At 71.5% G+C, this 9,742-nt stretch carries 10 protein-coding genes; 5 read left to right on the forward strand and 5 right to left on the reverse strand.

The window, feature by feature from the left end; genetic code table 11:
• Positions 1-15 precede the first annotated feature (15 nt).
• The 4 genes from ABD844_RS03930 (at position 16) to ABD844_RS03945 (ending at position 4,768) form a co-directional block, all read left to right on the forward strand.
• A complete protein-coding gene (locus ABD844_RS03930; RefSeq protein ID WP_344873001.1) occupies positions 16-396 on the forward strand; it encodes a hypothetical protein in 381 nt (126 codons plus the stop codon).
• Positions 389-1,564, forward strand: a complete 1,176-nt coding sequence (locus ABD844_RS03935) for an FxsB family cyclophane-forming radical SAM/SPASM peptide maturase (RefSeq protein WP_344873003.1) — start codon at positions 389-391, stop codon at positions 1,562-1,564. Before ABD844_RS03930 ends, ABD844_RS03935 begins: the two co-directional genes overlap by 8 nt.
• Entirely contained in the window at positions 1,561-4,305 is a 2,745-nt protein-coding gene (locus ABD844_RS03940) for an aKG-HExxH-type peptide beta-hydroxylase (protein ID WP_344873005.1), read from the forward strand. The genes ABD844_RS03935 and ABD844_RS03940 overlap by 4 nt, the downstream gene beginning before the upstream one ends.
• Positions 4,306-4,531: 226 nt before the next feature.
• Positions 4,532-4,768, forward strand: a complete 237-nt coding sequence (locus tag ABD844_RS03945) for a hypothetical protein (protein WP_344873007.1) — start codon at positions 4,532-4,534, stop codon at positions 4,766-4,768.
• 84 nt (positions 4,769-4,852) lie between these two features.
• Here the strand turns inward: ABD844_RS03945 and ABD844_RS03950 are convergent, their stop codons facing one another.
• The 4 genes from ABD844_RS03950 to ABD844_RS03965 form a co-directional block, all read right to left on the reverse strand.
• Positions 4,853-5,038, reverse strand: a complete 186-nt coding sequence (locus ABD844_RS03950) for a hypothetical protein (protein ID WP_344873009.1) — start codon at positions 5,036-5,038, stop codon at positions 4,853-4,855.
• A 130-nt stretch (positions 5,039-5,168) separates the two neighbouring features.
• Positions 5,169-6,929 (reverse strand): alpha/beta fold hydrolase, encoded by a 1,761-nt coding sequence (locus ABD844_RS03955; RefSeq protein ID WP_344873011.1) that lies wholly within the window; start codon positions 6,927-6,929, stop codon positions 5,169-5,171.
• Positions 6,930-7,044: 115 nt separating this feature from the next.
• Positions 7,045-7,707, reverse strand: coding sequence for a DUF402 domain-containing protein (locus ABD844_RS03960; RefSeq protein ID WP_344873013.1), 663 nt, complete (start codon positions 7,705-7,707; stop codon positions 7,045-7,047).
• Between the two features lie 57 nt (positions 7,708-7,764).
• Entirely contained in the window at positions 7,765-8,148 is a 384-nt protein-coding gene (locus ABD844_RS03965; protein ID WP_344873015.1) for a cupin domain-containing protein, read from the reverse strand.
• A gap of 41 nt (positions 8,149-8,189) precedes the next feature.
• Here ABD844_RS03965 and ABD844_RS03970 point away from each other — a divergent pair, with 41 nt between their 5' ends.
• Positions 8,190-9,356 (forward strand): aminotransferase class V-fold PLP-dependent enzyme, encoded by a 1,167-nt coding sequence (locus ABD844_RS03970; protein WP_344873017.1) that lies wholly within the window; start codon positions 8,190-8,192, stop codon positions 9,354-9,356.
• Here the strand turns inward: ABD844_RS03970 and ABD844_RS03975 are convergent.
• On the reverse strand, positions 9,347-9,742 hold a 396-nt coding region (locus ABD844_RS03975; protein ID WP_344873019.1), incomplete at its 5' end, for a nuclear transport factor 2 family protein. The two genes, ABD844_RS03970 and ABD844_RS03975, sit on opposite strands and share 10 nt — an antisense overlap.

The raw sequence follows: 9,742 nt of genomic DNA on the forward strand, positions 1-9,742 counted from the left end.
GCCGTGGAGGTTCGGATGGCCGAGCCGTCGGATCACGCGGAGACCTCCGCAGAAGGTATCGATCTGGAGCTCGGCGAGTTCGACCTCAGCTCGGTCGGGGAACTCGAAGGCACGGTGCTCGGGCAGATACTGACGGAGCTCTACCCGCACGAGATGGCCTCCGGCGAACTCGGGCAGATCTTCAGCTCGCACAGCCGGCACAGCAGGCACAGCGCGTTCAGCTCGCACAGCCGCCACAGCGCGTTCAGCGCCTTCAGCGCGCACAGTCAGCACAGCCAGCACAGCGCGTTCAGCTCGTTCGACTCCTTCAGCTCGTTCAGTTCCTTCAGCTCTTTCGACTCCTTCAGTTCCTTCAGCTCGTTCAGCTCGCACAGTTCGTGGTCCGGACGTGTCTGAGGCCGAGTCGTTCGAGGAGCCGTACAAGGAGCCGTTCAAGTCGTACATCTGCAAGGTGGCCTCGCGCTGCAACCTCGACTGCGACTACTGCTACGTCTACCACCACGCCGACCAGTCCTGGCGCGGGCAGCCGCACCGGATGTCGCTGGAGACGGCCGCCCGGCTGGGGCAGCGGATCAACGAGCACGCCCTGGCCCACGGCCTGCCGCAGGCCGACGTCATCCTGCACGGCGGTGAGCCGCTGCTGCTCGGCGTGGACTATCTGCGGCAACTGTTCGAGACGGTCACCCGGCACACGCCCGACGTGCGCATCCGGTGGAACGGGCAGACGAACGGAGTGCTGTACACCGAGCAGGTCCTCGCGTTCTGCCAGGAGTGGGACCTGTCCTTCGGGCTCAGCATGGACGGCCCCCGCTCCGTCCAGGACCTGCACCGGCTCGACCACGCGGGCCGCTCGTCGTTCGAGGCCGTGGAGCGGTCGATCGCGCTGTTGCGCACGGCTCCCCGGCTGTGGGGCGGCATCCTCGCGGTCGTCGACCTCGCGGCGGACCCGCTGGAGACGTACTCGTACTTCCGCTCGCTCGACCCGCCGTCGGTCGACTTCCTGCTGCCGCTCGGCCACCACGACCGCAGGCCGCCGGGCAAGGACTCTCCCGACGCCACGCCGTACGCCGACTGGCTGCTGCCGATCTTCGACGTCTGGTACGCGGAGAAACCGCAGCCGATCAGGATCCGGCGCTTCCGCGACATCATCGCGCTCTTCCTGGGCGCGACGCAGAGCTCGGAGGAGTGGGGCCTGCAGCCGGTCGACTTCGTCGTCGTGGAGACCAACGGCGAGATCCAGGCCGTGGACACGCTCAAGGTCACCCATCCGGGCGCCTGCGACCTCGGCATGAACGTGTTCGAGCACAGCTTCGACGACGCGCTGACCTCGCCCAAGGTCCGGGCGCGGCAGGACGCGTGGGCGACGCTCAGTGACACCTGCCGGGCCTGCGACCTGGTACGCATCTGCGGCGGCGGCTACTTCCCGCAGCGCTACTCGCGGCGCAACGGGTTCGCCAACCCGTCGGTGTACTGCGCGGACCTGATGAAGCTGATCCGCACGATCGTCGGCACCGTCCGTACCGACCTGCAGAGGGTGGCCAGGCGCGAAGGAGGAGCGCGGTGACTCCACGGCTCGACGCGACGACGATCGCGAAGTTCGCCAGGCCCGGCGGGTGGACCGACACCACCAGGGCCGTGTTCGCCGCGCGCTACCTGAACACCCTCGTCGGGGTGCGGCGCCTGGCCGAGTCGCTGCCGGAGCCCGTGCTGGCCGCGTCCGGGTTCCCGGGCTGCCTGGCCGCGCTGACCGAGGCGCCGGCGCCCGTCCAGCGGCGCGTGCTCGGCCATCCCAGCGCCGCGTTCTGGGTGGACGTCGCCTGGGACCTGGTACGCCGCCGCGCCCACGAACGCTTCCCCGACGTGCACCTCATCCCCCACCTGCGGGAGTTCGCCCGGCTGGCCTGCGCGGCGCTGTACCTGACGGGCAGCGGGCAACTCGACGCGGACGTCCGCGCCGACCCGCACGGCCGGGTCAGCCTGCCCGGCGCGGGCCTGACGCTGGCCGCCGGGCCGCCTCGCGGACGCGTCCGGCTCGCGGTCAAGGACGGGACGTTCGCCGGGGACCCGCCGCTGTCGCGGGTGCCGACGGTGTCCGGCGGCATCGAGCTCAACTGGCTCGACTTCGACCTGCGGCTCGGCGGGCGCGCCGACTTCTCCTTCGCCGACCTGGACGAGGCCGCCGCGGCGCGCTGGCTGGGGACCATGGAGGAGCACCTGCGCCTGATCGCCCGGGTGTCCGAGCCGCTGGCCGAGGAGGTACGCGGCGGCGTCGGCGTGATCGTCCCGGTCTGTTCGCCCGACGAGCGGCGGCACCTGAGCGGCAGCTTCCGCGAGGCGCCCGGCCTCGTCACGCTCTCCCTGGGCAGCCCGCTGCAGACTGCCGAGGCCCTCGTGCACGAGTACGGCCACCAGAAGCTCAACGCGATCATGATGCTCGCCCCGCTGATCGTCGAGGACACCGGCGAGCCCCTGCACTACTCGCCCTGGCGGGACGACCCCCGGCCGCTCAGCGGCCTGCTGCACGCGGTGTTCAGCTTCGCGACGGCCGTGCATTTCCACCGGGGCCTGCTCGACCTGCCCGACGCGGGCGGGCTGGAGCCCGCGGAGGTCGTGGGCCGCGCCTACCGGACCGTCCGCCAGATCCACGCGGGACTCGACGGCCTGCGCGAGCACGCCGTCCTGTCGCCGCTCGGCGAGGCGTTCGTGGCGGAGATCACCGCGTGGGCCGGGGAGTGCGCCGAGGGGCTGCCGTCGCCCCCGCCCGCCGAACGCCGCCGCATCGACGCCGACCTCGCGGCGCACCGGGATCGCTGGGACGAGCGCAACCCGCCCTCGCCCGTCCTCGACGTGCCCGCGCCCGTGCTGCCCGACCCGGCGGCGGCCGGGATGCTGCGCGCGCTCGGCCTGCCGGAGAACTGGGTGCTCGACGGCGTGGTACGCCGCTGGTATCCCGGGGACTCGCTGCTGGAGGCCGCGCGGGCGCTCCCGGAGGAGGCCGAACCGCCCTTCGTCCCGCCCGGCACGTCGCTGACCGCGGACCTGGCAACCGCGCACGTGGCGTACGTACGCGGCGACTACCGGACGGCCGCCGAGCGCTACGCCTCCTGCGTGCGGCTGGATCCGCGCAGCCCGTACCTGTGGCAGTGCTACGCCTTCGCGCTGCGCCACCTGGGACGGCGGGAGGAGGCCCTGCACCTGCTCACCCGGACCGAGAGCCTGATGGCCGAGGCCGCCCGGCCCTCCGTCGAACGGGACCTTCGCCCGTCGGCGGAGCCGATCCTCGTGCTGCCGTCCGAGCCTCCGGCCGTCGTCCGGCCGGTGCACCTGCCGGTGCCCGCGCCGGTGGAGGCCGAGTTGCGCGCCAGCCCGTACTGGAACTTCGTCGCGGCGACGCTCGCGGGCGCCCAACTGCCGACCCTCATCGCGGTGGCCCACGGACTCAAACCCGCGATGGACGCGTGGATCCCCGTGGACGGCTGGCACCCGTTCCTCGCCCTCGTCGCCGAACTCGGCCTGGAATACCACGTGGACGCCTGCTTCGACCGGTTCTCCCCGCAGCTCGCGCAGGTGCCGCCGAACATGCTCACCACCACCCGCGCCGCCTTCGCCCCCGTACTGACCGAGGGCACCGAGGCGCACGTCTTCCTCGCCCGCGACCCCGCCGCGCTGGACCGGGTGGTCGCCGCCGGCTGGTATCCGCTGATCGTGAACGGCAAGGTCGTCAACAAGCACCGGGCGGACCACGACAAGTTCGGCGACGCCCTCGGCTATCCGCGCTGCTGCCAGGACTTCTTCCGCGCCCGCAACAACTGGCACGACGACAACACCTACTACGCGGCGCTCCGCAACACCTCCGGCGAGCCGTCCGCGCTGTGCAACCCGTTCGTGCGGCACCGGGTGCACGGGCTCATCGCGTACATGCCGTGCTCGTACACGTGCGCCGCCACCACGCGGTACGCCGGGCGGCTGCGTGACGTCATCCGCGCCGAGCTGCCCGGGTACGCCGCCGAGATCGAGCGCGAGAGCGCCAAACCGCTGCTGTGCGTCTCGGAGCTGCGCATGTACGGCTTCACCGGGGAGACCGTGACCCGCTCCGCGGACACCGTGACCATCGCCTACGACGGCGTCGAGTCCCTCTATCCCATCGAGCACACCGACCCCCTGGCCGGCCTGCTCGCCTCCGGCAACCGGTGCACGCTCGACGGCAACATCCTCCACGTCCGCCGCGACGACGAGTACCTGGACTCCTACGAGGCCCGCAACGACCGGCACGGGCCCGAGTGCCCCTTCGTCATCTCGTTCTGACAGCCGTCCTTCGACGGCGTCGCGCGAGCCGGCGAGCGTGCTGCATCCTGGGGCCGATGCGTCCTGTCGCGGTCACAGTTGCGTTCGCGGTGACGGTGGAGGGACCGGATCTCGTTTTCCGCCACCGGACAGGGGCACGCTTCCTGAAGAGACACACTGCCCCTGAACCGCCAGCGGTCGTCGTCGGCTCCCGGCCCGCGCTGACCGCTCCCTGGAAAGGACCGCGATGTCCAAGGCAGCGTCAGTTCTCCGGCTCCGTGTGCCCGCCCGCCCGGCCGTCCCCCAACCCGCCCCGCCATCCGCCGTCGTCGTCGACCCGGCCATCGACCCGACCATCGACCCGGCGGTCGACACAGCCATCGACCCGGCCTCGCGGACGGCGCCGGGTATGCGCTTCATCCGGGTGTCGGCCGCCCCGGCGACCGGCAGGCCGTCACTGACGACCGGCGACGCGGTGGCCTGACCAGGGGCCTGACGCGTGCGTGCGGGGCCCGGCGTTCGCCGGGCTCCGCACGGGACCACTTGTGTCGTCCGCGGCCGGATACGGCTAGAGCGACATCGCGGTGCCGCCGGCCGCCTGCTGCGACAGCTGCGCCTTCAGCTCGCGGGCCCGGTCACGTACGTCTTGCGGCACGTCCTTCCGGTCCGTGGCCTGCTGCAGGAACTCCTTGACGGCCCGCACGACGTTCTGGGCGTTGTTCGCCCCGGTGCCCTCATTGAAGACGGTAGACATGATTCCCCCCGAGTTGACTACTATCGCTACGAATCGTAACAAATCCACTCCAATGAGTGATTGTCGCCCCCTCCCTGCGCAGTGTCTCGATCGCTGTTGATCACTCGTGCCCGGCGCCGCGACACGGCGGCTAGCCGAAGGGGATGCCGTCGAACGTGCCGGACAGGGCTGGGCGGGTGGAGAACGCGGTCCAGGTGAGCGCCACCTCGTGGACGCGTCCGTCGGTCTCGGCCGTGAGGGCCGCGGTGGCGCGGCCGTCCTGGGTGAGGGTGATCGGGCCGCTGACTCGCAGGTCGCGCACGAACCGCACTCCGTCGAGCGTGATGTCCTGACCGAAGGTGACCTGGCCGCCGCGCAGCCCCGACTCGTTCTGCCGCCCGAAATAATAGAAGGCGTGCGGATTGCGGCGGGCGGTGGCGTCGGCGGCGGTGGCGAAGGTGGCCGCGAGGATCCGCCGCTGGGCGGGGCTGAGCTTGCGGGCCGGGTGCGGCGCCACGTCCCCGAGCTTCTGCGGGAATGCGCCGACGGCGCGGTAGTTCTCGCCGGTGCATTTCTGGTCGACCACCCGCTTGGTGGTCAGGAAGGTACGCAGCATGCCGCGCACGCATTCACCCAGCGGCGACGGGAAAAGGGACTGTGCGTGGATCCCGAACGGGATCCGGATGACGGTCGCGCTCGGGAAGACCCGAAGCGAACGCTCCACCTCTGAGGGGCGGTCGACGTCGAAGTCGCCTGCCACGACCAGGATGGGTACGTCGGGCAGCGCCTGTCCGGGCGGGCGTGGCGGGCTGTGCCGCGGGGTCGGCCAGTTGATGCACCACTCCTGGCTGGCGACCGCCTCTGTGGGGAAGAAGTCGGTGGGCTGGAAGGGCGCCAGCGGGCGTTCCCGCTCGTAGTACCGCTCGGCCTGCGCCTGACGCTCGGCCGCCGGTGCCAGCCGGTCGAAGGGGAAGGAGCCGTCGCCGCAACGAAAGGCCAGATGCCCCGCGAACCACGGAGGATCGAACGGCGGGATGGTCTTGGGGGTCAGCCGGGCCAGACGGCGTAGTGGGGCCGGGTCACCGTTGAGGTAGGCGTGTGCGGCCGCGACGTTCTCCCGGCCGAGCACCGCTTCGGCGGGCTCACGTAGCGTGAGCGCTTGGTGCAGCGTCACCTCCGGGTCGGGCTGCTTTCGCAGCCGCTCCACCAGCTTCGTCCAGATGCCGGAGGCCGTGCCCGGCAGCGCGTCGCATGCCTTCGACCGCTCGCAGACGAGATCGAGGTAGTCGAGGCGAGCGTCGAACCCCTGGTCCGCGTACCCGTCGCGACCGATGACCAGCGAGCTGTCCAGGAAGATCGCGTCCAGGCTGTTCGGGTACCGGGCCGCATACGCCTGGGCGTACAGGGTGCCGTAGGAGTTGCCGAAGTAGCTCATCTTGCCCAGGCCGAGCGCTCGCCGTACCGCGTCGAGGTCGTGCGAGGCTTGGTCGGCGGTGAAGTACGAGCCCCGCGCACCCACGCTCTCGGCACAGGCGGCGACGGTCGCCGGCTTGAAGGGGTCGGCTCCCGGGCACGACAGCGGCGAGGACTGTCCTATCCCTCGAGGATCCATGACCAGGAGGTTCTTCCGGTCGAGGACAGGCCCGAGCACTTGCTGGATCGCGGGCGTCTCCGGCAGAGCCGGTTGCGGCCCGCCGCGGTTGGCCGCCACCGTGCCGTCGGCGTTCTTGGCCGGGATGAAGGTGAAGGCGACGGAGATGCGTTCGGAGGAGGGGTTTTCCCAGTCGAGGGGGACCTCGACGGTGCCGTCGCAGCGTGTGGTCGCGGTCGCGCACTCATGCAGATGGGGAGGGGACGGTGCGCCGGGCAACAGGGCGGCGGCCAGTACGGGCCCCAAGACATTTGCGATCATGCTGACAGCTTCGTCTTCCGCGCCCCGGATTTCTTCGGCCGGTCGGAGGGTTCCCTCTGGGAGCCTGCTCCCACGGCCGTCAACGACCACAGGATGATCTCGGCGCGCTCATGGCTCAGCGGACGGTCCGTACGTCCTCGGGCAGCGTCGGGGTGGGCCAGTCGGGGTGCCGGGGTGGGGTCCAGTCGTGGGCGAAGGGGCCCTGCCGGGTCTCGATCAGCCCGATGACCTCCTGGCGGGCTTCGGCGACCCGGTGGTGGACGTCGTCGTCGATCAGGCCGAGGCGTCGGCCGTGCCGGTATTCGTCCTCGTCCTTCCAGCGGTATCGGGAGAGGTCAGGCTCGACGAGGAGGTCGAGCAGCAGGTCGAAGGTGTCGATGCCCAGGTGGGTACGCCGTTTGGGCAGGTCGAAGTCGACATACCAGGCGATCGGCCGCTGATCGGCGTCGAAAAACTGGCGTACGGTGAAGTGGTCGTCGATGCCGTACCAACTGCGTACGGTGGTGTCCCGCCAGGCCCACCAGCCCAGCTCCCACCTGCCCGAGGCCAGTTCCGCGAGCGTGCGGTCCCGGTGGGTGCGGCCGTTGCGGAAGGAATGGATCCACGTGGTGGACATCAGGCCGCGCAGTCCCGGCCAACCGGCCACCACGAGGTGCTCGTCGGTGTCCTGGAGGACGCGGTAGGGGACCGCCGTCCAGACCTTGCCCTGCCAGACATGGCGTCGGACGGCCGTCTCGCCCGGCGTGAAGCGCTTGCGGTCGGCCGTTCCTGCGGTCATTCCCCGATCCTGTACGCCGGACGTGACCTCGCGCCACCGGTCCACGCGCGAGGGTGGTCAGTAGCTTGGCGGGGTGGTGGCGATGAGGTAGGTCGCCGGTTCGTCGCCCGGGTTCAGGTAGCGGTGCGGCAGCGACGAGTCGAAGTAGCAGGCGTCGCCCGTCTCCAGGAGGTGCTCCACCCCCGACACCTCCACGACGAGCCGTCCCCGCAGCACGACCACGCACTCCTCGGACGGGTGCGACCACGGCTCGGCGGCCGAGGAGCCGCCCGGCACCAGGTGGCCCTCCAGCACCTCCAGCCGCCCGTGCCCGGGGGAGACGCGGGTGTAGGCGACCCCGCCGGTCGGGGATCTGACCAGCATGCGGTTGTCCTGCCGGACCACGGCGACGGCGGCCCCGTCGGGCTCCTGGAACAGGCTGAACAGCGGCAGGTCCAGCACCTTCGCGATCTTCCTTAAAGGGCGGCCGATAGTGTGCCGAAATGTTGCACCTGTTGGACGCCTCCCCCTTCCTGGACGCCACCCAGTTCCGGGCCGAGTTCCCCTCGCTGGCCGACTCCGTCCACCTGGCCAGTTGCAGCCAGGGCGCCCTGTCGTCGCGGCTGGCGTACGCGCTGCAGGAGATCGGCCACTCGCTGCGTGACAGGGGCGCACCATGGGAGACGTGGATGGAGCAGGTCGGCCTGGCCCGTGAGCGCTTCGCCCGGCTCATCGGCGCCGACCCGGGCGAGGTGGCCGTGCTGTCGTGCGCGTCGGAGGCCGCCTTCCAGACCGCGTCGTCGTTCGACTGGTCGCGCCGCCCCGGCATCGTCACCACCGACCTGGAGTTCCCGTCGATCGCGCACGTGTGGCTGGCCCAGCGGCAGCGCGGCGCCCGGGTACGGGTGAGCGCCGACACCGGCGAGCACGTCGCCGCCGAGGACTACGAACGGGTCATCGACGAGAGCGTCAACCTCGTGTCCGTGCCGCTGCACAGCTACCGCAACGGCGCCCGCCTGCCCGTCGAGGACGTCGTGGGGCTGGCGCATGAGCGGGGCGCGCGGGTGTTCGTGGACGCCTACCAGGCCACCGGCGTCACGCCGGTCGACGTGCGCCGCCTCGGGTGCGACTACCTGGCCTCCGGGTCGCTCAAGTACCTGCTCGGCCTGCCCGGACTCGCCTTCCTCTACGTCCGCGGTGGCATGGAGCACCAGCGCGAGCCCGAGCTGACCGGCTGGTTCGGCCGTACGCGGCCGTTCGCGTTCGATCCCCGGCTGCTCGACTTCCCCGGCGACGCCCGCCGCTTCGAGACCGGCACCCCGTCCATCCCGTCCGCGTACGCGGCCAACGCCGGGTTCGACCTCATCGAGCGCATCGATCCGTACGCCGTGCGCGACCACGTGTCGGCCCTGGTCGAGGAGCTGGCCGAGCGGCTGACGGCGGACGGCGAGCGGGTGGCGAGCCCGGCCGGGGCGCGCGGCCCCCAGGTCGCCATCGCCGACGACGCCCCCGACGCGCTGGCCGCCGTGCTGGTCTCGACGCTGTTCATCGAGCCGCTGCGGCCGGCGTGGTGGGCGGGGGTGCCGTTCTTCGTGGTCGTCAGCGTGGTGTATTTCGCGATCTCCCGCCGCGAACGGGCGCGGCGAACTGATCGCCTCGGTCAGCGGTGAGCGGCGTGCCGTAGCTTGTCGGGGTTGGCCACCCGTCGGAACGCCGTGATGCGCCCGCCGTCGATCTCCACCGTGTCGATCCAGCGCAGCTCGCCGGCCCGGTAGGTCGCCAGGGCGGGCTCCCCGTTCACCTCGACCAGCTCCGCCCGGTCGCCGGGATGACGCACGCCAATCGCGGCCAGCAGGCGTGCCACGCGCTCCGCACCGCGTACCGGGGTGCGCGACGCGGTCGCCTTCCCGCCGCCGTCGGCGACGTACACCACGTCGGGGGCCAGCAGCTCGACCAGCCGCGCGAAGTCGCCCGCCTCGGAGGCGGCCCGGAACGCCCGCAGCACCCGCTCCCGCTCGGCCCGGCTCGCGGGCGGGCCCGCCAGCGCCGCCGCGGC

Source organism: Nonomuraea antimicrobica (assembly GCF_039536965.1).
GTDB classification, from domain to species: Bacteria; Actinomycetota; Actinomycetes; order Streptosporangiales; family Streptosporangiaceae; genus Nonomuraea; species Nonomuraea antimicrobica.

What these genes read in the sequence shown, in the direction of transcription:
- ABD844_RS03960 (WP_344873013.1), bottom strand. Translation starts at nt 7,707, where the DNA reads ATGACCGCAGGAACGGCCGACCGCAAGCGCTTCACGCCGGGCGAGACG.
- ABD844_RS03950 (WP_344873009.1), bottom strand. Translation starts at nt 5,038, where the DNA reads ATGTCTACCGTCTTCAATGAGGGCACCGGGGCGAACAACGCCCAGAAC.
- ABD844_RS03930 (WP_344873001.1), top strand. Translation starts at nt 16, where the DNA reads ATGGCCGAGCCGTCGGATCACGCGGAGACCTCCGCAGAAGGTATCGAT.
- ABD844_RS03970 (WP_344873017.1), top strand. Translation starts at nt 8,190, where the DNA reads ATGTTGCACCTGTTGGACGCCTCCCCCTTCCTGGACGCCACCCAGTTC.
- ABD844_RS03955 (WP_344873011.1), bottom strand. Translation starts at nt 6,929, where the DNA reads ATGATCGCAAATGTCTTGGGGCCCGTACTGGCCGCCGCCCTGTTGCCC.
- ABD844_RS03945 (WP_344873007.1), top strand. Translation starts at nt 4,532, where the DNA reads ATGTCCAAGGCAGCGTCAGTTCTCCGGCTCCGTGTGCCCGCCCGCCCG.